17 protein-coding genes are annotated in these 21,702 nt (G+C 63.1%); 5 read left to right on the top strand and 12 right to left on the bottom strand.

What is annotated here, in order from left to right:
- Nucleotides 1–191 precede the first annotated feature (191 nt).
- Both QM467_RS18495 and QM467_RS18490 read right to left on the bottom strand, forming a co-directional pair.
- On the bottom strand, nucleotides 192–1,856 hold the full coding sequence (locus tag QM467_RS18495; protein WP_283367813.1) for a beta strand repeat-containing protein: 1,665 nt from the start codon (nucleotides 1,854–1,856) through the stop codon (nucleotides 192–194).
- A gap of 56 nt (nucleotides 1,857–1,912) precedes the next feature.
- Nucleotides 1,913–2,812, bottom strand: a complete 900-nt coding sequence (locus QM467_RS18490; RefSeq protein ID WP_283367812.1) for a hypothetical protein — start codon at nucleotides 2,810–2,812, stop codon at nucleotides 1,913–1,915.
- Nucleotides 2,813–3,427: 615 nt separating this feature from the next.
- Here QM467_RS18490 and QM467_RS18485 point away from each other — a divergent pair.
- Together QM467_RS18485 and QM467_RS18480 are read left to right on the top strand one after the other, a co-directional pair.
- A complete protein-coding gene (locus QM467_RS18485) occupies nucleotides 3,428–4,861 on the top strand; it encodes an MBOAT family O-acyltransferase (protein ID WP_283367811.1) in 1,434 nt (477 codons plus the stop codon).
- 1 nt (nucleotide 4,862) lies between these two features.
- Nucleotides 4,863–6,419, top strand: coding sequence for an alginate O-acetyltransferase AlgX-related protein (locus QM467_RS18480; protein WP_283367810.1), 1,557 nt, complete (start codon nucleotides 4,863–4,865; stop codon nucleotides 6,417–6,419).
- Between the two features lie 50 nt (nucleotides 6,420–6,469).
- Here the strand turns inward: QM467_RS18480 and QM467_RS18475 are convergent, their stop codons facing one another.
- From QM467_RS18475 to carB, 7 genes are all read right to left on the bottom strand, one after another.
- Nucleotides 6,470–8,296: a rhamnan synthesis F family protein gene (locus QM467_RS18475; RefSeq protein ID WP_283367809.1), complete on the bottom strand. Its 1,827-nt coding sequence runs from the start codon at nucleotides 8,294–8,296 to the stop codon at nucleotides 6,470–6,472.
- Between the two features lie 134 nt (nucleotides 8,297–8,430).
- The gene (locus tag QM467_RS18470) at nucleotides 8,431–10,491 is read right to left on the bottom strand and encodes a methyltransferase domain-containing protein (RefSeq protein ID WP_283367808.1); all 2,061 of its coding nucleotides are present in this window, start codon (nucleotides 10,489–10,491) and stop codon (nucleotides 8,431–8,433) included.
- Entirely contained in the window at nucleotides 10,488–11,453 is a 966-nt protein-coding gene (locus QM467_RS18465) for a glycosyltransferase family 2 protein (protein ID WP_283367807.1), read from the bottom strand. The genes QM467_RS18470 and QM467_RS18465 overlap by 4 nt, the downstream gene beginning before the upstream one ends.
- The gene (locus QM467_RS18460; RefSeq protein WP_283367806.1) at nucleotides 11,450–12,526 is read right to left on the bottom strand and encodes an NAD-dependent epimerase/dehydratase family protein; all 1,077 of its coding nucleotides are present in this window, start codon (nucleotides 12,524–12,526) and stop codon (nucleotides 11,450–11,452) included. The genes QM467_RS18465 and QM467_RS18460 overlap by 4 nt, the downstream gene beginning before the upstream one ends.
- A 10-nt stretch (nucleotides 12,527–12,536) precedes the next feature.
- Nucleotides 12,537–13,664, bottom strand: a complete 1,128-nt coding sequence (locus tag QM467_RS18455) for an acyltransferase family protein (protein ID WP_283367805.1) — start codon at nucleotides 13,662–13,664, stop codon at nucleotides 12,537–12,539.
- 206 nt (nucleotides 13,665–13,870) lie between these two features.
- Complete coding sequence (gene greA, locus QM467_RS18450; RefSeq protein WP_283367804.1) at nucleotides 13,871–14,344, bottom strand: transcription elongation factor GreA; 474 nt, start codon at nucleotides 14,342–14,344, stop codon at nucleotides 13,871–13,873.
- Between the two features lie 232 nt (nucleotides 14,345–14,576).
- Entirely contained in the window at nucleotides 14,577–17,900 is a 3,324-nt protein-coding gene (gene carB / locus QM467_RS18445) for a carbamoyl-phosphate synthase large subunit (RefSeq protein WP_283367803.1), read from the bottom strand.
- Nucleotides 17,901–18,340: 440 nt separating this feature from the next.
- On the opposite strand from carB, the gene QM467_RS18440 reads away from it, so the two are divergent.
- Genes QM467_RS18440 through QM467_RS18430 form a run of 3 tightly spaced genes read left to right on the top strand, consistent with a single transcriptional unit; the run spans nucleotide 18,341 to nucleotide 19,645 of the window.
- Nucleotides 18,341–18,673 carry a c-type cytochrome gene (locus QM467_RS18440; RefSeq protein ID WP_283367802.1) on the top strand — a complete coding sequence of 111 codons (333 nt, stop codon included), beginning with the start codon at nucleotides 18,341–18,343 and terminating at the stop codon, nucleotides 18,671–18,673.
- Nucleotides 18,674–18,688: 15 nt separating this feature from the next.
- Nucleotides 18,689–19,078 carry a GtrA family protein gene (locus QM467_RS18435; protein WP_283367801.1) on the top strand — a complete coding sequence of 130 codons (390 nt, stop codon included), beginning with the start codon at nucleotides 18,689–18,691 and terminating at the stop codon, nucleotides 19,076–19,078.
- Between the two features lie 3 nt (nucleotides 19,079–19,081).
- The gene (locus tag QM467_RS18430; RefSeq protein ID WP_283367800.1) at nucleotides 19,082–19,645 is read left to right on the top strand and encodes a TspO/MBR family protein; all 564 of its coding nucleotides are present in this window, start codon (nucleotides 19,082–19,084) and stop codon (nucleotides 19,643–19,645) included.
- 19 nt (nucleotides 19,646–19,664) lie between these two features.
- Here QM467_RS18430 and QM467_RS18425 read toward each other — a convergent pair whose 3' ends face one another.
- From QM467_RS18425 to QM467_RS18415, 3 genes are all read right to left on the bottom strand, one after another.
- Entirely contained in the window at nucleotides 19,665–20,333 is a 669-nt protein-coding gene (locus QM467_RS18425) for an O-methyltransferase (RefSeq protein ID WP_283367799.1), read from the bottom strand.
- A gap of 101 nt (nucleotides 20,334–20,434) precedes the next feature.
- Nucleotides 20,435–21,154 (bottom strand): cytochrome c biogenesis protein CcdA, encoded by a 720-nt coding sequence (locus tag QM467_RS18420; RefSeq protein ID WP_283367798.1) that lies wholly within the window; start codon nucleotides 21,152–21,154, stop codon nucleotides 20,435–20,437.
- Nucleotides 21,154–21,543 (bottom strand): thioredoxin family protein, encoded by a 390-nt coding sequence (locus QM467_RS18415; RefSeq protein WP_283367797.1) that lies wholly within the window; start codon nucleotides 21,541–21,543, stop codon nucleotides 21,154–21,156. Before QM467_RS18415 ends, QM467_RS18420 begins: the two co-directional genes overlap by 1 nt.
- Nucleotides 21,544–21,702 lie beyond the last annotated feature (159 nt).

Raw genomic sequence — 21,702 nt, 5'->3', positions numbered from 1 at the left:
AGCCCCGGAAATCGGCGCCGCAATTGTCCCGGATAACACAGACGCTTTCGAAGTGAAAAGAATTCGTCCGCGGCGGAACGCCGCCGCCGGCGCCCGCCGGCGCGGCCGCGGCCCCGAAGCAGGCTTCGGGGCCGCGAAATGCTTGTCGATCGAAACGCAGCGTGCCTGTTCCGCTGCGCCGAGCAGGCGGATCAGGTCGTGATCGTGCCGCCGTTGGAGAAGGTGATCGTCGTATGAGCGGAGGTCAGGGTCTGACCATTGTTGAAGGTGATCGTCGTGACGCCGCCCGAGACATTCTGGGAGGCGATGTTCGCCTGCGAATTCGACTCGAGAACCTTGGTCGAATTGCCGCCGTAGACGGTCGAATTGCCCGTGCCGGTGTAGACCGTGTCGGAGCCCGATCCGCCCTGGAAGAAGGCGTTGCCGCTGCCGAGGCGGACAACTTCGTTGCCCGTGCCGCCATAGATCGTGTCATTGCCCGCGCCCGAATAGAGCGTGTCGTTGCCCGCGCTCCCGACGAGGAGGTTATTGCCCTGGAAGACCTGCACCAGATCCGAACCTGAGCCGCCCACCAGGGTATCGTGCGCGCCGGCCGTAAAGCCGCCCTGGATCGTGGTGTTGCCGCTGCCGGCGGCCACATAGGACTGACCGCCACCCCAGAGCGTGTCGGAACCAGCGCCGCCATAGACCGTGTCCACGCCCGAACCGCCGATGATCAGGTTGGAGCCATAATAGGACGTCAGCAGATCGTGGCCCGAACCGCCGATGATCGTGTCATGCGAAGTGGTGGAAATGCCGCCCTGGATCGTCGAATTGCCGTTGGTCGCAGCCATATAGGAATGACTATTGACCGAACTGCCCCAAAGCGTATCGGCGCCGGAGCCGCCGTAAAGGGTGTTGGCGCCCGTATTGGCGGCGAGCAGATTGTCGCCGGAATAGACAGCGAGCAGATCAGGACCCGAGCCGCCGACCAAAGTGTCATGCGAAGTCGAGGAGAAGCCGCCCTGGATCGTCGTATTGCCGCTCGTCGCCAGCATATAGGACTGACCGCCGCCCCACAGCGTGTCGTTGCCGGCGCCGCCAAAGAGAACGCTCGCGCCCGAACCGCCGGCGAGGAGGTTGTCGCCAGAAGAAACCAGCAGCACGTCGGCGCCCGAACCGCCAGCCAAAGTATCGTGCGATGTCGATGAGAAGCCGCCCTGAAGCGTCGTATTGCCGGTCGTCGCGAGCATATAGCTGTTGCCGCCGCCCCAGAGCGTATCATTGCCGGAACCGCCGTAAAGCGTATTCGCGCCGGAACCGCCGATGAGGAGGTTGTCGCCATAATAAACCGACAGCACGTCGGCGCCCGAACCGCCAGCGAGAGTTTCGTGCGCGCCGGCGGAACGGCCGCCCTGAAGCGTCGCATTGCCGGTCGTCGCGATCAGGTAAGACTGGCCGCCGCCCAAAAGCTGGTCATTGCCGGAGCCGCCGATCAGGGTGTTCGCGCCGGAGCCGGCTTCCAGAAGATTGTTTCCCTGCGCGACGGACAAGGTCAGGGCGCCATCGCCGCCAACGAGCGTGTCATTGCCAGAACCGATGTAATTGATGGAACCAGGATCGGCCAGAAGATTGCCGCCGGCGTCGTCGACGGTCGCCGTAGTGCCGTCAGCGCCCGCGTAAAGGAACAGGCCCCCGGTATAATTCAGGGTGTAGGTCCCGGGCGCTGTCTCGATCGTCGTGTGAATCGTGCCGGCCCCGCTCGGCAAAAGCCCGGCGCGCGTCAAGGAATCGATGACCCGCGCGCTTTCGGCCGGCGTCTTGAGCGAACCCAAAGTAGCCGTAAGCTGCGCATTGGTCAGGTCATAAGTCGCCATATCAAAAGCCCCATAATTCCGAATGCAAGACGGGATTCAGCAAGAGACCGAACCCACTAAGCGTGTGACGACGACCGGAAAACTCTGACCCGGGACGCCGCTTGTTTTTCCGTGACAGCGCTATTCGCCGCGCCTGCCGACAGCGGCGGGGCGCTGTCGGCGACGACGGGCGACGCCGGTTCGATATCCAGACGGAAGCCGACGAGCGGATCCGCCGCGCCGGAGCCGACGAGTTCGACTTCCCGCCCCCGCCTGGTGACGATCGCAGATCCCAGGAAGAGCGCATCCGCGCGAAGGACGTATCGCGACGCGGCCTCCCCTGCCAGCCTGAGGCGAAGTCCGGCGAGCGGCATCGCGCGCCCGCGCGTGCCGGCGAATGCGCCGGCCGACGCCCAGTCAAGCCAGCGCGGAGGATTGGTGGCGACAAGCGCCTGCGTCTCGATTCGCACGCCCGCCGGGAACGCGCCGCGAATTTCGATTCCCTCGATCGCAGCGGGAGCGCCCGGACCGGCGACCCATTGCGCGGCGGAAACCTCGACATCGCCCCTACGCGCGACATGGCCGCAAAGGCGAAGCTGAATCCCGCTCTCAGCCTCCCGCCGCAAAGGCGCGGGCTCCACGGCGCGCGCCGGAGTCGGGGCAACGGAGGCGTCAACAGCGATGGGCTCGAGACGAAGGGTGGCGTCGATTGATTCGCCGGAGTTTTGCCGAATCAGCTTCACCGAAAGGCTGCCCGGCTGCTCCGCGCGCACGACCAGGCAATCCCCGGGGCGAGCAAGAAATCCGGAAACGACGCCCGGCGCGGAGATGACCTCGATAAAAGGCTCGCTTCCCGGCGCAGGGCGCACAATGGCGACGGGAGAGCGACCGGAAACCGCGCCGGAAACATACCGCAGAAGATATAACCCGCGACCGACCGAAGTCGTCGTCGCGCTTTCCAGCGCTTCGTCGTTCAACAGCACCGCCCCCACTTGCCGCACTTCCCCTGCGTCAGCACATTGGCATCAGCGTGCTAAAATTGGGTGGATCACACCACGCAATTTTACAATGCTTAGCGAACGACTGATTAACGTTAGGTAAGCATCAGCCGCAACGCCAGGCAAGGAAAATTGAGCAGTCGCAGCAAGTTTTCCCCCGGCGACAGAGGCTCCATTCTACTGAAGTCTAGTCGTCCCGGCCGTCCATCCGACGACGCCCGCTGAGGTCAAGCGAATCGTCGCTACACCAAGTCATTGGGCAGGAAGACATTTTCAGGGAAACGCCCTAGCGAAAACGGCCGCGGCGAAAGCATTCTAATGTTCCATTGGGAGCGCCGGAGCCATTCGTACGCCCAGGGCGTGGGGGGCGCCATTTTACGCCCCATCCGTCGGCGGGACCATTCGCGCTTCGCCCTATGAAGAGAAATCGTTGCATCGAGTGATTCGCACGGTCTTCAGCTTGACAAACGGCGCCGCCACAGTCAGCACGTTTTCGCTCGTTCGCTTTTGCGTCAGATTGCAGCCGGGAGAAATCTGCGGCCGCCCCGGGGAAGAGCCCTGCGCTTATTCCCTGGGACCAACCAAAATGTGGCCATGGTCTTTTCAGATCCCCTTTTCATTTTCGGCTTCCTGCCGCTTTTCCTTTTATTTTATGGGATCATCGCGCCCACATTTAAGAATTTGTTCATCTTCCTTGCGAGCCTGGGATTCTATTACTACGGCGAGCCAGATTACGTATGGGTCCTGCTGCTTTCGATCGTTTGCAATTACTCCTTCGCCGTGGCCATCGATTTGCTGGCTCGGGGCAAGGACGGCGACCGGCCGACGCGCCATCCGCTCACCGTTCCGGTGCTGACGCTTGGCGTCCTGTTCAATCTCGGCGTCCTTCTCTATTTCAAATATGTAGATTTCTTCATTGCAAATCTGAACTCGCTGTTTAAGGCGGTCCATTATGACCATCCGATCGACCTTCTGAAACAGGTCCTGCCGCTCGGGGTCAGCTTTTTCACGTTCCAGGGCATTTCCTATCTGGTCGATGTCTATCGCGGCGACGTCCGCGCGACCCGAAGTCTGCTCAAGTTCGGGACATACAAGATCCTGTTCCCCCAACTCATCGCCGGACCGATCGTGCGCTATGCCGAAGTCTCGGGCGAAATGGGGCAGCGCAAGGTCGGCTCCCAGCTCGCGCTCGAAGGTGTCAGGCGTTTCGTCGTCGGTTTCGTCAAGAAGGTCCTTATCGCCGACACGCTGGCGGCCTGCGCCGACGCCATTTTCTCGACCGACACTTCGACCCTGACGTCCGGCTCGGCCTGGTTCGGCGCCGTCTGCTATTCGCTGCAGATCTATTTCGATTTTTCCGCCTATTCGGACATGGCCATCGGCCTCGGCCTGGTGATGGGCTTCCACTATCCGGAAAATTTCGCGCATCCCTATGTTTCGAGCTCGATTCGCGAGTTCTGGCGGCGCTGGCACATGACGCTGTCGCGCTGGTTCCGCGATTACGTCTACCTGCCCCTCGGCGGCAATCGCGCGGGCAGCATTCGCACCTATGTCAATCTCTTCGCCGTTTTCGTCCTGACTGGCTTCTGGCATGGCGCGTCATGGACCTTCATGGCCTGGGGCGTGTGGCACGGCCTCTTCATGATCCTGGAACGGCGATTCCCGCCCGAGGAATGGCGCGTCCCCTACTTCATGCGGCGCGTCTATGCGCTGCTGGTCGTCCTGTTCGGCTGGGTCCTGTTTCGCGCCGATAATTTCGGCATCGCCGCTGGCATGTTCAAGCGCATGCTCCTGCTGGGGAAGACATCGGCGGAGCATGTCGTCGGCGAGTTCGCGTCGCCCGTGGCCTGGATCACCCTGGCGGTCGCCGTCGTTCTCAGCACGCCGATCCATGGCGCGATCCGCGAGCGCCTTTCGGAGCGCGGCGCGCTCGCCCTTGGCGTGCCGGTCATCGGGGGGCTCTTCATCATCGCATGCATGAAGGTTCTATCCGGCGCCTACAGCCCGTTCCTCTATTTCCGGTTCTGACATGTCGATCAGCATTCAGCCCATGCCGAACGCCGATTCGGCGCCCATCATGAACATCCTGCGCTCCGGCGTCGTGGCCGCCTTTCTTCTGGCCTGTTTCGCGCCGATGGCGGCGGTCTCGATGTCGCCGAAGCTCAGCTTTGAGCTGGTCGAGAAACTGACCAATCGGGACACGCGCGCCGCAGCGCTCGAGACGTTGAGGAAGTCGACGCCGCTTTGGAACGGAGGCGTCTCAATTTATAATACCGCGCTCTATCGCTTGCGGACCTCGGCCAATCAAAGCATCGGCGTCGTCGGGCGCAACGGCTGGATCTTCCTGGGCGACAGCCAGGACAACAGCTTCTCCCAGACAATACGCAGAAAGGTGCTCAACACCCAGGAGACGGACTATTGGGCGATGACGCTCGACGCGCAGAGCCGTTGGCTCGCCGCCCGCGGCATACCCATGGTCTTCATTGTTGCGCCGTCGCAAGGCAGCATCTATCCCGAAAACCTGCCGCGCTGGTCGCAGCGTGGCCTGTCCACGCCGAGCAGCTTCGACCGCGTGCTGGCGGTTCCGCGCCAACTGCCGCTGGTCGACGTGCGACCGCAACTGCGTGACGCCAAGGCGACCGGGCGCGTCTATTCGCCAATGAACAGCCACTGGACCGATTATGGCGCCTGGATCGCCTGGCGGAAGGTCGCTGCGGAACTGCAAAACAAACTTCCCGGCTTCCAGCCCTTCGGCGCCGACGACCTCAAGGGCATCGAGCATCTTGCTGATTATTCCAGCGAATACCGGTCGATGCTCGGCATCGACGCGCCCAATCCCTGGGATCGCTATATCCTCGACAAGCCCTTCCCGGATTTCGAAATCATTGATGCGAATGGCGCCGCGACGGTTGTCGCGGGCGCGACCCGGACAGGCCTCCTCGACCTGCCCCGCATCACCCGCAATCCGGCCGCGACGTCGGGGCTCAAGGCCCTGGTCCTGCGCGACTCGATGGGCGACGCGCTTTCGCCTTTCCTGCAGGCCTCGTTCAGCCAAACGGTCCAGCTCAACCATCACCGGACCCAATATTCGAGCGACCAGATCAATTTCATTCCGGCTGTTGAGAAATATCGTCCCGACGTCGTGATCTACATCATGACTGAGCGCTACTTCAACGTTCCGCTCGGCAACACCTACTACTGGGCGAGCATCGACCGTTACGAGAACCTGCGCGTCCTCGATGAGGCGTCCTGGACTCCCGACACGGCCGCCGCGAGCGGATTGCGCGTCAGCGGCGGCGGCAAGCCGATTCGCGGCGGCGACGCGCAATGGACGAAGGATATCGGCCCGGGCGCCAGCGATCGCGTGCTGCGCCTGCAAGGCGAGGCGACCGCCTATGGCTATGTGCGCGTCGACTATCGGGTCGGCGGCAAGACGTTCCAGGTCTATGAAGAGCTTTATAAAGGCGCGAACGACCTTTATTATATGCTGCCTGCGAAGGTCGACGATGACCGGATCGACTTCACGGTCGGCGGCGAGGGAACGCTCAGCCTCAAGCGCGTCAATCTGAAAAGCGCCAGGCCCTGACGGGCGGGCGTCCCAGCAAGGGGGACGCAAGCCCTTACCGAGGCGTCGGCTCAGCTCAGCCCGACCTCACGCTTCAGGGCAAGGAAGAACTGGTAGCAGGCTTCGCGCAACGACATCTGCCGCATTACGGGCAGATAGCCACTCTGCTTCCATAGGGAGAGCATCTGGGAGGATACACGGAGATCCCCCCATGGCATATACGACATGATCTGCGCATATTTGAATTCAAGCCAGTTGTAATTCTCTTCTGCCTGTTTGACGCACATGATCGGCTGCGTCGTATAGCCCTCGTTCTGCGCGACATAACAAATAGTGCGCTCCAGAACATGGGCGAGGCCGCCATCGACATGGTGCGGCTCGGCGTTGAACTCCGAGAATTTCCATTTGCGCGCGAACAGCGGACGGAGCGCCTTCGGCCGGAACCAGAACATGGTGCCATAAACCGCGACGGGCGTGTGATCGTCGAGCTGGACTTTCAGGCCCAGGTCTTGAGCCAGTTTTGCCACTTTCGGCTTGTTCACGAACCAGGAATGCCCCAGCGTCGGGAACGAAATATGCACGACCGGCGGCGTCGCCACGCCGACCGTTGGATGACGCAGGAACATGTCGATGACATTGCCGACATATCCCGGGCTGTTGAGGACATTCTCGAACATATGAAGCTTGAACAATTGCCCGCGCGCGGCGTCGACCTGCGGCGTCTTCTTGGTGTGCAGGCGGCAAACGATCTCATATTCGTCAGTCAGGAAAATGTCGCGGAAGCAGATGAACAGAGCGGACATGTCGCGCCCGCGATTCTCATCCATGACCCGCACGACGGTCTTGCCGATGCGCGGATGGCCGGCAAGCGCGGCTTCGATCTCGTTCTTTTTCTTCTCCGTGTCGGTGGTGGCGAGAAAATCGAAAGGCAGCGGAATATTCGAGGCCAGATCGAGGATCTCGTCGAGCATGTCGACATAATACATATGAACGCAGACCGCGATCTTGCCGATGGCGGCGAGCTCCGACGCCGGCCGGTCGCAATGATCGGGAAAGATGCGGAGAAGATTGGCGTTGGTGCTATAGGTTCGCGCCTGGCCGATCCGCGTCATGGTCTTCCAGACCAGTCCGGTATCGAACTCGCCCTCCTTCTCGGCGAGGCGCAGCGCGCCGCGGACGTCGATAGCCTCGGCCTCGAGCGCGCTCGGCGGCATGGTGAACAGTTCTCGAACCAGAATCGGGCAGCGCCGCGCGACGAGATCGCTGGCGTATCCGATCAGCGGATCGTGGGAATCATATCCTGAACCGTCAAGATAGGTGTCTGACTTGAAGCCTGCCCCGGTGAAATGGTCTGTGAACCTGAATTCGCAGAATTGAATATAGTCGTCGTAGGTCCTCAAGGCGGGCAGATCGCGCCAAAAGTCCTCGAAGGTCGAACTCGCGAGCATCTTGCGGCGGACGCCGAGGAATTGCAGGCGCAGATGCGGAGGCACCTTCTGGCTCGGGTCGAAGGGGTTGTCATTGCCGCCGTTGCGCGCGACGAGGCCCCAGAAATCGCTGCCCCGCTTGTCCATCTCGCCGAAGAGCTCGGCGAAGGGATAAAGCGGCCCGAAGAAAGAGTCGTCCAGAAACAACACTTCGTCCTGACGTCGGATTTCCTCCCAGCCGACAGCCTCAAGGCCGGCGGCATAGCCATTGACGACAAAGCCGCCATGCTCGCAACGGACCAGGTCGTCGACCAGTTTTTCGACGGAGGCGAGGCCGGCGTCGGAAAGCTTATACAGCGCGACGAAGACGATCCGATCCACAAAAGGGCGCAATTTGGCGAGCATATTCGGGATGAAAGCATCCACAATGCCGTCGCTGTCGGAAAAATTGTAAATGGCGATGCGTTTCATGGCGCCCATTTCAATATGTCGTTTCGGTGGAATACAGAACGAAATTTGACCTTGATTTCCCGGCCAGACAGCCGGGCGTCATTCGAAGGGCGCCAGGTTGCTTCACGGCGATCGCTCGGTCGCGTTGCAAGCGACTAGGCTCCATCAGGCCTCGTCCGCTTGGATCGCGTAATGGCTCGCCCATCCTTGCAGCCCATCTCGATGTAATGGAGCAGTGGGTCCAGCCGCGCCGCCGCGACATCCCGATTGGCCTGGAGATAGGCCTGAGCATCGAAATAGGGCCCGGGATCGCGCCCTTCGCGCCCACCCCATGCCACATAATGAACCAGCGGATCAAGTCCCGCCTTCACTACGTCGGGATAGATGTAAGCGTACCAGGCCGAATTGAAAAAGGCTGATTTTGCTACCTTTTTCATCTTGCGGCGATACCGCAGGCGAAGCGCGACCCCGCGGAGGCAGGAGATCGCGAAACGAATCGGACCCGGAGCGAGCCTCCTACGGCCGCCATAGCGGGCGATATCCGCCTTGGCCGCCGCCAGCAGCGCGTCATTGCTTTCAACGCCTGTTTCGAGCGCTTCCTTGGCTTCAGGGCCCGTCTCAAAGAACCCGCCGGCCACGCCCACGGCCAAGGTCGACGCCATGCCCTTGGGGAGCAGGAAAATCGAATCGTCGAGTTTTTTCAGGACGCGGCGGCGATTTTGAAGCCATTCCTCCTGGGAATGGAGTGTGCGCGAACTTGCGGCGCGCGGCCACCAGCGATAGACCGACGTAATCTCGGGATTGGAGACGACGCCGGTCACGGCGGCGACCCGCATGAGATAGTCCCAGTCCTCCACAGTCGTCAGCGCATCGTCGAAACGAATGCCGAGATCATGGAAAGCGCCGCGGGGAAAGGCCAGACCGACAGGAGGGCTATGGTTCTCGTAGAGATGCCGGAGCAGGTCGAATTCGGAAGGATAGGCCTGCTCCAGAGGCCCTTCGGCGCGGAGTCCGGGGCTGCCTTCGACCTCGACATTGTCGACGTCCTGACGAACGACCGCCGACCGCAGGACGCGGCCTGGCGCCAATTCGGCAAGCTTGCGAAATTCCTCGACCCAATGGGCCATGGGAATGTCGTCGTCATCCAGAATTGCGATATAGCGCCCGCGCGCCTGTTCGAAGCCGACATTCAGCGGTTCGGTCCGATTTCCCGTCTCGACCCAGATCAGCCGGCTGCGCTGGCGCATCCATTCCGGCATATCCTCGATCGCCCGCTCGACCTTGCGGCGCAGTTCGAGCTGGACGCGATGGCCCAGCAGGATGACTTCGAAATCATCATCGGTCTGCCCCGTCAGGCAGAGCAGCGTTTCGGAAAGCGTGTGCAGGCGCTTGCCCTGCGTGCGAATCACGACGGAAAGAAAGGGCCGCGCCGGCTCCCGCTCGACGACATAAGTAATCGCGTTCAGCCGGGGGCCGGGAACGCAGATCCTGACGAATTCGAAGGTCGCCGCCCAGGGATCGGCCGACTGCCGCAATTCGCTCAGACGCTCGTTGAGCAGGGTTCCCGTGGCCAGAGCGGGATGATCCGCCGGGAAGGCCTGGTCGCTCACCACGCGCACCACGTCCAGCGCCGCGATCGGAATGAGACCGGCCTGCTTCAGGCTGGCGGTGAAAAGCCGCTCGTCATAAAGATGAACGTGGGTGCGGTCGAGGAGCCCGTGATCGGTGTAGTCCCAGCGTCCGAACGCCAGCTTGAACCCGATGTCGGCATGCGCCACGTTCGGCGTCGACACGACCACGAGCGCGCCATGCTCCGCCGCCAGCCGCGCGATGGCGCGGAGCGTCGCGGGACCGTCGACGAGATGTTCGATGACGTCAAGAAAGGTGATCGACGCCACACGGCGCCCGCCGACAACCGCATTCAGCCGTGCGAATGTCCGCTCCTCATCGTCGAGGATCATATTATGGGCTTCAAAACCGCGCTCCCGGAGGCTGGCGAGGCCAGCGCCCGCGCCGTCGAGGCCAACATAAGCCCGGCCGAGACGCTGGGTGAGCGGCTCCGCCATTCGGCCGAAGCCGCAGCCGATGTCGAGATGAAGTCCCTGGGGGGATTGATCAGTGCCATGCGCGGCCAGGAGATTCAGCGCATGATCATAGACGCTGCCGACGTAGAAGCCGAAATCATATAGCTTTTCTTCGTCAGGATTCGAACTCATAACGCAAACCTGTGTTTGGCGTATCTCTCGTTGATGAACTGGCCGATCTGATTTCCGGGATCGAGCGGAGTCGGCAAGGAGCCGTTCGCGCGCCGGTCGGCGAAGGTCTTCGCGGCCCGCAACATATCCGGATTGCTCGACGCCTCGAACATGGCCAGGCACTCCTCGACGATATCGAGACGCGACCATTTGTGAGCGAGAAACAGCGCGGCTTCGGCGGAATAATAGCGCTCGGACGCGGAAGGAGCCCAACTGGCGTCCGCCGCAAGCCGCTTGTCATGGAAAGCGGTCGCCGCCGGCTGAAAGATCACCGAATAGCCTTGAAGACGGGTCAGCCAGGAATAATCGACATCATCGCAATAAAGGAAAAAGGACTCGGCGTCGAAGCCGCCGATTTTTCGGAACAGGGACGCGGGAATCATCGCACAGGCGGTAGTGGCCCAGCTGCACTCGCCGGTAACGGGATCGTAATCCTTCGGATGCTCGATCGGCAATTGCTTGGCTTCCGCCATGCCGACGCCCGCCTTGCGGAAACAATCCAGCAGGCCGCCGAGCGCCCGGGGACCGATGAGGACGTCGGGGTTCTGGATCAGCAGCATATCCGCCTTGTTGCCTGCGGCCAGACGATTATGCCCGCCGGCGGAGCCGAGATTGCCGTCGAAAAAATCATATTCGACGCCAAGGATCTCCCGATGGCGCTGGAACTCCTCCTGCGCAAAATCGGCAGGCAGGCATGGCCGAGGGGAGCTGTCGCCCAGGCGCAGGGACACGCTCGTCGCCAGCCCTTCACCGATCGCCAACTCCGCCGCGCGGGCGAGACTGGCGATCGCCCGTCGCACCTGCGCTGCATTGTTGCCATAGAGCACCGACTGGACGCCGATCGAAACGGGACCGGCCACGAACGGGACGTCGCGGGAGCATTCCGCCACCGGCCGCGTCTCGGCTGGCGCCTCCGACGTCACGCGTCCTGCCTCACCGGTTCGAGCTGCGTCTCGATCCAGGCCTGCAGCTTGGACAGGCCGGCGTCGACGTCATTGACGGGCTGCCAGTCAAGGACGGCGACCGTCCCCTCGATCGTGCAGGACGCGTGGCGAACGTCGCCAAAGCGATATTTGGCGCAGACATGGGGCGCCGGCGCGCCATAGTTGCGGGCGATCTTGGCGGCGACTTCCGCGATGGTAGAGGCGACGCCAACGCCGACGTCCATCGGCAGCGGGGTCGGCGCCTCACAATCGACCGCGGCGAGAATGGCGCTCGCAACGTCGTCGATCAGGACAAAATCGCGCAGCATGAGCCCGTCCTCATAGATCGGGATCGACTTGCCTTCGCGGGCGAGACGGCAGAACAGCGAGACGATCCCGGTATAGGGATTGCTCAGCGACTGGCCGGGGCCATAGACGTTCTGCAGGCGCAGCACGGTGCTTTTCACGCCATAGGGAATGGCCCAGGAGGTCAGAATATGCTCCTGCGCCAGCTTGGTCGCGGCATAGACGCTGACCGGGCTGGGACGCGTGACGCGGCCGTCCATGGGTTTCGGGGCGAGGCCCGGAAAATCCCATTGCGAGGCGGCGAGCTGCTCGTTGGAGCGCTGGCCCGGATAGACGGTCTCCTTAGAGCCGGGGGCGGCCCAGGGTCCTTCGCCATAGACGGCGCGACTGCTGGTCAGGACGATCTTCTTCGGCAGGTTGCCGGAATGCGACAGGGCGTCGAGCATGACTGTGGTGCCGACAACATTGACGTGGCCGTGACGGGTCGATTCCGTCAGCGACTGCCCCGTTCCCGTCTCGGCGGCGAGGTGGATCACGACGTCAGGGGCGAAATCGGCGAGGACGGAGTCCCAGACCGAGCGGTCGGTGACGTCGCCGACGACCAGTTCGACTTTCTTGGCGAGGGCGGCGGGGCGGACCCGCTCCTTGTGAACCTGGGGATGCAGATTGTCGACGACGACGATGCGATCGAAACGTTCGGCGAGACCTTCAGAAATGGCGCAGCCGATAAATCCGGCGCCGCCGGTGACCAAAGCAGTTCGGGTCACAATTCACCTCCTAGAGGCCGCCCGACGAGCGGGTCGGCTTATGCATCAAAATAGGCTTTTCAACCCAGAACCACGAAATAATTGCGAATGCCAGCGTTAAGGGCAAGGAAATCAGAAAATTGCCGATCGGGTTGCGGCCCGGATCAAAAAGCGCGGCGATCGCCTGCTGGATCGGAAAACCATAGAGATAAAGGCCATAGGACACGTCGGCGCCACGGGTCAACCTGTCCCAGAGCGGAAAACGGAGCGAGCCGATCGCGATCACGGTGGCGGGGAGAAACAGCAGAAGGGCGATCTCGCCGTAAAGTCCGTCACGCGCCGCATAGGCCGCGCCCGACAGCAGGAGAAGCGCGGCAAGGGGCCGATTCTGCTTATGAAGGTCAAAAACCGCGAAAACGGCGCCGAGGTAGAAATAGACCGCAACGTCGAGAAGGGAGACGATATTGGTGCCATAGACGACAATCGGCGCAGCCGGAGGCGCGATCCGAACGAAATAGAGGCCGCCAACCAGCGTAAACGCGACGAACAGCGGCAGGAACAGCTTCTCCCGGCTGCGGTCGAAGCCGATCAAGATCGGGGTCACGATATACATCGCAACCTCGACCGGCAGGCTCCAGAGCGATCCATTGACCGCAACCGGATAGGGATTCGCGGCGAAAACGCCGGGAAGATCGTAAACCGGATAGAGCAGGACATTGCGGAAATAGCGCCATACGCCGCCGCTGGCCAGATATTGCCGCCAGGGCAGTTCGGTAAAGGCGAGGCCAAGCACGAGCGCGCACAGGGCCGTGACGACGAACAGGCCTGGAATGATGCGCAGGAAGCGGCGCAAGGCGTAGCGGACCACATGCGGATCCTTGCGCCAACTCGACGTGATCAGGAAGCCACTGATAATAAAGAATATTTTGACGCCGATCGTCTGGACGCCATTGCCCATGAGGCCCGGTGAGACGGCCTTGGTCAACGGAAAAGCGTGGCCGAATATGACAAGTGTGGCCGCAAAGACACGCAACACGTCAAAACCATTGCGCGAATGGCCCGGCAGGGCGTGCCGCGACAGATCGACCCCGGACTGCAGGGTGGTTGCTGCGGTTGGACGCCCGGACTGCGCCTGTCTTTCAGCGGCGTCGACGGCCATGGCTCGCTGCTCCCTGTCCTGCGTGCGCTGGATTCGGCTTCGCGCCGAAAAGGCCTCTTACACGAACCAGGGCCATCCGTGAACCTCCGGGGCGGAGGCGCGACGAGCGGATGGGCAAAAAGGGGCGCTCCGGACGCTGGACGCGCCTTTCGATGCGGCCAGGCCTGATCTTGACGTGTTGACGGCGATGGATCGAGGCCGGCGCCTCAGATGAAGTCGATCTTCACGATCTCGTAGCTCTTGCCGCCGCCGGGCGCGTTCACTTCCACGGTGTCGCCCACCCTCTTGCCGATCAGGGCGCGGGAAATCGGCGAGGAAATGGAGATCTTGCCCGATTTCACGTCCGCCTCCATGTCGCCGACGATCTGGTAGCGCTTCTCGGCCTCGGTGTCCTCGTCGATCAGCGTGACGGTCGCGCCGAATTTCACGGTGTTGCCCGACAGCTTGGTGACGTCGATGATGTCCGCGCGCGAAAGCTTGTCCTCCAGCTCGGCGATCCGGCCTTCATTGAGGGACTGCGATTCCTTGGCGGCGTGATATTCCGCGTTCTCGGACAGGTCGCCGTGCGACCGCGCTTCGGATATGGCCTGAATGATGCGCGGACGCTCCTCTTGCTGGCGGCGCTTCAGCTCCACCTCGAGAGCCGCATATCCGGCGACGGTCATTGGCAGCTTTTCCATCCTGCGACTCTTTCAAATTCTCTCTTGGGCGCGCACGGGCGGCGGCGCCGGGGGCAAAATTCGTGACGCGCCCCATTGAACGCGAAGGCCTGGTGCGCGAAGGGGCTAAAAGCGTGACGCGCCCCATGGGGCGCGTCATCGGCTGTCAGCCAGAACGGCGATGATGGTACAGGCGGACGCCCAGGTCAACGCCCAGGTCAACGTCCGGCTCCGCCGCCGCAAGTCGAATCGGTCAGTCGAAATAATCCTGGAGAGCCCGGACTTCGAGATCGCCCGAACGGAAGGCGCGCACGCCTTCGGCCGCCGCCAGCGCCCCGGCCAGAGTGGTGTAATAGGGCGCCTTGTGCAGCAAGGCGGCGCGACGCAGCGAGCGCGAATCCGCCAGCGCCTGGGCGCCCTCGGTGGTGTTGAACACCAGCTGGATTCCGCCGTTCTTAATGGCGTCCACCACATGGGGCCTCCCCTCGGAAACCTTGTTGATCCGCTGCGCGGGGATGCCTTTCTCGTTCAGGAAGCGCGCGGTGCCGCCGGTCGCAAGCACCTTGAAGCCGAAATCGGCCAGCATTTTCACCGCATCGAGCACGCGCAGCTTGTCGTCCTCGCGGACGGAGACGAACAGCGCGCCCAAGGTCGGGACCTTCGTTCCCGCGCCGAGCTGGCTCTTGGCGAAAGCGACGTCGAAGCTGCGGTCGAGACCGATGACCTCGCCGGTCGAGCGCATTTCCGGCCCCAGCACAGTGTCGACGCCGGGGAAGCGCGCGAAGGGGAAGACGGCCTCCTTCACCGCGACATGCCCGCCCTTCCAGGGCTTCAGGCCGAAACTGGCCAGGGTCTCTCCCGCCATGATGCGCGAGGCGATCTTGGCCAGCGGCGCGCCGATCACTTTCGCGACGAAGGGCACCGTGCGCGAGGCGCGCGGATTGACTTCGAGCACATAGATCTCGCCGTCCTTCAACGCGAATTGCACATTCATCAAGCCGCCGACATTCAGCGCCAGCGCCATCTTCCGCGTCTGTTCCTCCAGACGGGCGATCATGTCGGGCGACAGCGAGCGCGGCGGCAGCGAACAGGCCGAATCGCCCGAATGAATGCCCGCTTCCTCGATATGTTCCATGATGCCCGCGACGAAAACGCCCTCGCCGTCGCACAGGCAGTCGACGTCCACCTCGATGGCGTCCACCAGATAACGGTCGAACAGCAGCGGATTCTTGCCCAGCACGGTGTTGATCTGGCCGGTCTTGTCGTTGGGATAGCGCGCCTTGACGTCGGACGGCACCAGGCTCGGCAGCGTGCCGAGCAAATAATCGTCCAACTCGCTGGGGTCGCGGATGATCGCCATGGCCCGGCCGCCGAGCACATAGGACGGGCGCACCACCAGCGGCAGGCCGAGTTCCTGCGCCACGATGCGCGCCTGCTCCACCGAATAGGCGATGCCGTTCCTGGGCTGCTTCAGGCCAAGCTTGTCGAGCAGGCGCTTGAACTGGTCGCGGTCCTCGGCGAGGTCGATCGAATCGACCGAGGTGCCGAGGATCGGAATCCCTGCGTCCTGCAGCGCCTTGGCGAGCTTCAGCGGGGTCTGGCCGCCGAACTGCACGATCACGCCCTTGAGCGTTCCCGCCTCCTGCTCCTTGGCGAGGATTTCCAACACGTCCTCGCGGGTCAGCGGCTCGAAATAGAGCCGGTCCGAGGTATCGTAATCCGTTGAGACCGTCTCCGGATTGCAGTTGATCATGATGGTTTCATAGCCCGCGTCGCTCAGGGCGAAACAGGCGTGGCAGCAGCAATAGTCGAATTCGATGCCCTGCCCGATCCTGTTCGGGCCGCCGCCGAGAATCACGATCTTGTCGCGGCTGGTCGGGCGCGCCTCGCAGGCCGGGACCCCGGCGAAAGGCGTCTCATAGGCCGAGTACATATAGGCCGTGGGCGACGCGAACTCGGCCGCACAGGTGTCGATACGCTTGTAGACCGGGCGAACGCCGAGATTCCTGCGCAGAGCCTCGACCTCATATTCGCTCTTTCCGGTGAGCGAGGCCAGCCGCATGTCGGAGAAGCCCGCAGCCTTGAGCGCCCGCAGGTTTTCCGCGTCCGCGGGCAGGCCGAAGTCCTTGATCTTCTTTTCCAGCGCCACGATTTCCGCGATGCGGGCGATGAACCAGGGGTCGATCTTGCAGGCTTCGTGGATCGCCTCCTCGCTCATGCCCATGCGCAAGGCCTGGCCCACCATCAGCAGGCGGTCCGGCGTCGGCGTGCCGAGCGCGCCGCGCAGGACGTTCATGTCGTCGCCCTTGCCCAGGCCCTCGATCTCGATCTCGTCGAGACCGGACAGGCCGGTTTCCAGCGAGCGCAGGGCTTTCTGCAATGATTCCGCGAAATTGCGGCCGATGGCCATCGCCTCGCCGACCGATTTCATCGCCGTGGTGAGGGTCGGCTCGGCGCCGGGGAATTTTTCGAAGGCGAAACGCGGGATCTTCGTGACGACATAATCGATGGTCGGCTCGAAGGAGGCCGGCGTCGCGCCGCCGGTGATGTCATTGGCGATTTCGTCCAGCGTATAGCCGACCGCCAGCTTGGCCGCGACCTTGGCGATCGGGAAGCCTGTCGCCTTGGAGGCGAGCGCCGAGGAGCGCGACACGCGCGGATTCATCTCGATGACGATCATGCGGCCATTGGCCGGGTTGATCGCGAATTGCACATTGGAGCCGCCGGTCTCCACCCCGATCTCGCGCAGCACCGCCAGGGAGGCGTCGCGCATGATCTGATATTCCTTGTCCGTCAGCGTCAGCGCTGGGGCGACGGTGATGGAATCGCCGGTATGCACGCCCATCGGATCGATGTTCTCGATCGAGCAGATGATGATGCAATTGTCCGCCTTGTCGCGGACGACCTCCATTTCATATTCCTTCCAGCCGAGGACGCTTTCCTCGATCAGGACTTCGGAGGTCGGCGAGGCGTCGATGCCGCGCTCGACGATGTCGATGAATTCCGCCTTGTTATAGGCGATGCCGCCGCCGGTGCCGCCGAGCGTGAAGGACGGGCGGATGATGGCGGGAAGGCCGATGTCCTCCAGCGCCTCAAGCGCCTGGGTCAGGGTCTTGATGTGATGCGAGCGCGGCGTGTCCAGGCCGATCTTGGTCATGGCCTCGCGGAACAATTCGCGGTCCTCGGCCTTGTCGATCGCCTCGGCGGTCGCGCCGATCATCTCGATGTCGAACTTTTCCAGCACGCCCATTTTCTTGAGCGACAGCGCGCAGTTGAGCGCGGTCTGGCCGCCCATGGTCGGCAGCAGCGCGAAGCCGCCCGGAACCGCGTAGCGCTCCTTCTCGATGATCTTGGCGACAATTTCCGGGGTGATCGGCTCGACATAGGTGCGGTGGGCGAGATCCGGATCGGTCATGATCGTCGCCGGATTGGAATTGACCAGAACGATCCGATAGCCCTCCGCGCGCAGGGCCTTGCAGGCCTGGGCGCCGGAATAATCGAACTCGCAGGCCTGTCCGATGACGATGGGGCCGGCGCCGATGATCATGATCGTCTGGATGTCTGTCCGTTTCGGCATAGGAAAGCTCTTCTTTTCTTGCCTCGATCGCGGAGTGATCGAGGCGCCCCTCGCGTCAGCCAAAGGGCGTCAACTGACGCCCGTCTCTCGACGGCCTTTCGTCGAATTCGCTCCTGGCCAGCCCCGGCGGGGCTGGCTGAACCCCCATTCCTCAACCTCGGAGCGATCCAGGCGCCCGGAGGGTAGGCCCAGCCTGCGCTCGTATGCGCGGCCATTCGCCGCGCACAAAAAAAGGCCGCACTTTCGGCTGAAAAGCCGGAGCGCGTCCTCCGCTGGTCATCCCGCGAGGGGTGAGGGTTTCGGTCTGGAGACGTCCGGCCCGAATATGACGCTCCTGTTAGCCGAGTTTTTCGGCTCTGTGAACCCCCAGAAGGAATGTCGCCGCGCGTTCGGGCTGCTATTTTAAGAAATCCTAACCCGCGCCGCCTATGGATCGATCAATGCCGAAAAGAAAACCGTCCAAAGACGTCGCGCGGCTTTGCGTCTTGGCCGCAGGGTTCGCCGCCTGCGCGGGCGTTGCGGCGCGCGCGGAGCCCACCAATACGGTGGGACGGCAGGAATCCTGCGTCCCCTGCCACGGCCCCGACGGGATCAGCCGCGACTCGGAAGTCCCCAATCTGGCCGGGCAGAACGAACTTTACCTCTACAATCAGCTGAAGGCCTTCCATTCTGGCCGCCGCGGCCACAAGGAAATGCTCTATATCAGCCGGAAGATGACTGACGACGACATGCGCGAGCTTGCGGCCTATTACTCCAGCCTGCCCCCGCGCTGAAACGGACCCGCCTCAATGTCGCTGCGCCGGCAATTCTCCTCCTTCGTCCTCGTCGGCGTGATCGCCACGGCGGCGCATTATCTCGTCCTGATCGGCCTGAAGGAGCTGGCCCACTGGAGCGTCATTCCGGCGACCCTGTCCGGCTATTGCGTCGGCGGGACGATCTCCTACATCCTCACCCGCCGCCACGTGTTCGACAGCGACCGCTCCCATACCGAGGCCGGCTGGCGCTTCGCGACGGTCGCCAGCGTCGGCTTCTTCCTGACCTGGGGCCTGATGCGACTGTTCGTCGTCGCCTGGGGCGCGCCCTATCTTCCGGCGCAGGTCGTCACCACGGGACTCGTCATGTTCTGGAGCTTCGCCGCCAACCGCTACTGGACTTTTCGCGCCCATGCGGCAGGCTAGGGCATGAACGCATCAGCCCCCAACGCCATTCCCGCCTCGCCCGCACCCGGGCAGCCTGTTCCTGGCAGTCCTGTTCCTGGCAAGCCTGTTCCCGGAATGCCCCCGCGCCGCGCCGCGCTCATCGCCGTGGCGCTGGTCTTCTTCGATTCGCTGCTCGGCCAGCTCGCGACCTTTCCCAATCTCGTTCCCTGGTACCAGGACCTGGCCAAGCCATGGTTCACCTCGCCGAATTTCCTGTTCGGTCCGGCCTGGACCCTGCTCTATGCCCTGATGGCGCTGGCTTTCTGGCGCATCCTCATCCTGCCGCCGCAGCCGGGACGCGGCCTCGCCATCGGGCTTTTCCTCACCGAGCTCGCGCTCAATGTGGTCTGGAGCTTCGCCTTTTTCGCCGCGCACAGCCCCCTTCTCGGCCTGATCGACATCATCCCGCAGGAACTGCTGATCATCGCCACGGCGCTGGCCTGCTGGCGGCTGGACCGGCTCGCGGGCCTCTGCCTGCTGCCGCTCGCGCTTTGGGTCGCCTATGCGGCGGCCCTCAATTTCGAAATCTGGCGGCTGAACGGCTGAAGGCGTCGTGTCCGATCGCTCAGGCCTTTTCGACAAGGCCGAAGGCGAAACCGTCCCAGCCCTTCGAGCCGACCGTCTGAATCGCCGTGGCGCTCCACCTCTTCTCCTGGCTGGCGGCGTCGAACATCCGGCGCGTTCCGACAATATCGGGATCGGCGCTGGCGGCGTCGAGGATCGCGCCGCGGCGCACGACATTGTCGATCACGATGACCGCGCCGACGCGCGCGAGGCGCAGGGCCCATTGCAGATAATCCGGATTGCTGCGTTTGTCGGCGTCGACAAAAACGAAATCGAATATCGCGCCTTCCGTCGCCAGGATCGGCAGCGTCTCCAGCGCGGGACCGACGCGCAGATCGACCTTGTCGCCCTGCCCGGCGGCTCCGAGATTCTGGCGCGCGACCGCGGCATGGGCGGGAGAATATTCGAGCGTGACGATCTTGCCGCCGTCCGGCAAGGCGCGGGCGAGCCAGATCGTGGAATAGCCGCCAAGCGTTCCGATCTCGAGAATATTCTTCGCGCCGGCCAGACGCGCCAGCAGATGCAGGAATTTCCCCTGCGCCGCCGACACGTCGATCGCCGGAAGTCCTTCCGCGCGATTCCTTTCCAGCGCCGCATCGAGCGCAGCATCGGCGGGAAGCAGCTTACCGACGATATAGGCGTCAACCTCGGTCCATGACTCGTCCGCCATTTGCGCCTGCCCTGTTCGCCTGCCCTTCGGCCGTCGATTTAAGGGCGCCGCAGCGGTCTTTGTCGAGCCGGCATTTTCGGACGTCTCGCTGAAGCATCGGGTCAAAGGGAAATTGTCAGCCGGGTCAGCCAGTCGGGCGAATGCGCCAGGATGACGCTTTCGAGCCAGTGGTCGGCGCCGGTGAGGATCATCAGTCCGACCACGCCAAAGGCCGCCCCGAGCAGGGACCGCGCCGCCGCGCCTGTCGCCAATGCGGCGCCGCGCCGCGCCCCGGCGAGCCGCCCCACGCCATAGCCCAGCGCCAGCAGCGCGCCGGCCGCGCCAAGCGCGAAGACTCCCATCGACAGCATCGCGAAGGGCAGGCTCCCGCCCTTCGCGGCGAGGATGAAGGCGGCGGCGAGCGTCGGCCCGGCGCAGGGCGCCCAGACCAGCGCGAGCAAGGCCCCGGCCGCCGCCTGGCCAAGCAGGCCGGATTGCGGCAGGCGGCTCTGCAAGGCGCCGCCCAGCCGCTGCAACGGAGTCAGCGCCACTTCCATCCTGTCGGCGAATCGAGGAAACAGCAGCGCCAGTCCGACGAGCAGGATCAGCACGGCGACGATTTCACGCACATAAGGCGCGCCACCGAAATCAACGCCGAGCGAAGCGAGCGAGCCGCCGACGATTGCGAAAGTCGCGGCCAGCCCCGCCGCCAGCGCCAGCGGCGCACGCGGATCCTGCGCCCGCGCCCCGGCAACAACAACCGGAACCAGCGGCAGGACGCAGGGACTCAAAATGGTCAAGACCCCCGCGCCGAAGGAAAGAGGCAGGGTCCAGAGCGACATCATGGCGACGCCTTCATCAGGATCTTCATGACGTCTTCCTCGGTCGCGCCCCAGGACTGGCGCGCGACCTCCTTGCCGTCGCGATAGACGACGAAGGTCGCGCGCGGCGCATTGAGCGCCTTCACGACATCCTTTTGTGCGTCAAAATCGACCCGGTAATAGGCGATGTCGCGATAGGTCGGCTTGTCCTTGAGGGCTTCCACCACCGCCGCCTGCGCCTGGCAGATCGGACACCAGGAGGCGTAGACCTCGATCACCACGGGCTTGCCGGACGCGATCGCCTTTTGCGCGGCGGCCTGATCATAGGGCTGGACCTGGAAGGCGCGCGCGCCGGTCGCGGCGAGCGCCGCTATGCCGAGAAATGCGAAAAACAGGCGTCGATTTTTCATGGCGTCCTCCACAGAGATCCTTTCCGCTGATACGTGCGAGAAAGGCCCGTTGTTTCGGCCGCGATGAAAAATCAGTCGGAGAGGTCTCTTTCCGACGCCTCCTGCAGGATGGATTCCGAGTCGGACTGGCCCGACAGCACCGCCTTCATCTTGTCGCGG

Origin of the sequence: Rhodoblastus sp. 17X3, from assembly GCF_030056575.1 — a bacterium.
Lineage (GTDB): Bacteria > Pseudomonadota > Alphaproteobacteria > Rhizobiales > Beijerinckiaceae > Rhodoblastus.
Note: the sequence above shows the minus strand (reverse complement) of the source record. Positions and strands in the feature narration are given on the sequence as shown.

What these genes read in the sequence shown, in the direction of transcription:
- QM467_RS18440 (WP_283367802.1), top strand. Translation starts at nt 18,341, where the DNA reads ATGCCGAAAAGAAAACCGTCCAAAGACGTCGCGCGGCTTTGCGTCTTG.
- carB (WP_283367803.1), bottom strand. Translation starts at nt 17,900, where the DNA reads ATGCCGAAACGGACAGACATCCAGACGATCATGATCATCGGCGCCGGC.
- greA (WP_283367804.1), bottom strand. Translation starts at nt 14,344, where the DNA reads ATGGAAAAGCTGCCAATGACCGTCGCCGGATATGCGGCTCTCGAGGTG.
- QM467_RS18415 (WP_283367797.1), bottom strand. Translation starts at nt 21,543, where the DNA reads ATGAAAAATCGACGCCTGTTTTTCGCATTTCTCGGCATAGCGGCGCTC.
- QM467_RS18480 (WP_283367810.1), top strand. Translation starts at nt 4,863, where the DNA reads ATGTCGATCAGCATTCAGCCCATGCCGAACGCCGATTCGGCGCCCATC.
- QM467_RS18420 (WP_283367798.1), bottom strand. Translation starts at nt 21,154, where the DNA reads ATGTCGCTCTGGACCCTGCCTCTTTCCTTCGGCGCGGGGGTCTTGACC.
- QM467_RS18430 (WP_283367800.1), top strand. Translation starts at nt 19,082, where the DNA reads ATGAACGCATCAGCCCCCAACGCCATTCCCGCCTCGCCCGCACCCGGG.
- QM467_RS18470 (WP_283367808.1), bottom strand. Translation starts at nt 10,491, where the DNA reads ATGAGTTCGAATCCTGACGAAGAAAAGCTATATGATTTCGGCTTCTAC.
- QM467_RS18425 (WP_283367799.1), bottom strand. Translation starts at nt 20,333, where the DNA reads ATGGCGGACGAGTCATGGACCGAGGTTGACGCCTATATCGTCGGTAAG.
- QM467_RS18495 (WP_283367813.1), bottom strand. Translation starts at nt 1,856, where the DNA reads ATGGCGACTTATGACCTGACCAATGCGCAGCTTACGGCTACTTTGGGT.
- QM467_RS18455 (WP_283367805.1), bottom strand. Translation starts at nt 13,664, where the DNA reads ATGGCCGTCGACGCCGCTGAAAGACAGGCGCAGTCCGGGCGTCCAACC.
- QM467_RS18485 (WP_283367811.1), top strand. Translation starts at nt 3,428, where the DNA reads ATGGTCTTTTCAGATCCCCTTTTCATTTTCGGCTTCCTGCCGCTTTTC.
- QM467_RS18475 (WP_283367809.1), bottom strand. Translation starts at nt 8,296, where the DNA reads ATGAAACGCATCGCCATTTACAATTTTTCCGACAGCGACGGCATTGTG.
- QM467_RS18435 (WP_283367801.1), top strand. Translation starts at nt 18,689, where the DNA reads ATGTCGCTGCGCCGGCAATTCTCCTCCTTCGTCCTCGTCGGCGTGATC.